A 714-nucleotide genomic window follows, 5' to 3' on the forward strand; every position below is an offset into this window, starting at 1 on the left:
CGTCGAGGTCGACGACCTCGACGGCGGCCCGGGCTACCCGGTGCTCACCGGCGACTACACGGTCGGCGCCAAGTGGGAGTCGGTGCCGCTGGTCGCGGGCACTCCGCTGGCCGCCCCCAAGCCGGTCTTCCGCAAGCTCGAGCCGTCGGTGATCGACGAGGAACTGGCCCGCCTCGAGGGCTGAGGCCGCTCCTCTCCACAGGCCCGTCGTCGCCGTTCCGGCGTCGGCGGGACGCTGTGATTTTCGGCGCCGCTGTCTTGATCAACATCTAGCTCATGCCGTATCTTCGTCGCTCCACGGGGAAACGCGAGCGTTGCGTCGGTACGGCATCGTCCTGATGGGACCGTCGGTGATCCCCTTGAGGTTCTGCCCCTCGAAGGAGCACCGCATGCGCACACGTCTCAAGCGCCGCCTGGTGGCCGCGGCCGCCATCGGCGGCCTGGTCGCCGGCGGGACCGTTTACACCACCCCGGCGTCCGCCGAGCCGGTCCCGACCACGTCACCCACGGACACGACGGCCGGCTCGACCGTCCCGGGCGCGGCAGTCGAGGTGAGCGAGTCCACGCCGACCTCGACCGAATCCGCCCCGGACCCAAGCGGCACCACGCCGTCCGCCACCACGTCCGCGCCCGACCCGAACGCCACCACGACGTCCTCGACGACGCCGGATCCGGACCCGACCACGGCGGCGCCCGACACCACCGCGCCGACCG

General features: G+C 72.1%; 2 pseudogenes. Both read left to right on the forward strand.

The annotated features are described in order from the left end of the window. A pseudogene (locus Ato02nite_RS50975) lies at positions 1 to 184 on the forward strand (methionine--tRNA ligase); the annotation flags it as partial. A 205-nt stretch (positions 185 to 389) separates the two neighbouring features. Continuing rightward, positions 390 to 714, forward strand: a pseudogene (locus tag Ato02nite_RS50980) (hypothetical protein); the annotation flags it as partial.

The organism is Paractinoplanes toevensis, assembly GCF_018332695.1.
GTDB lineage: Bacteria > Actinomycetota > Actinomycetes > Mycobacteriales > Micromonosporaceae > Actinoplanes > Actinoplanes toevensis.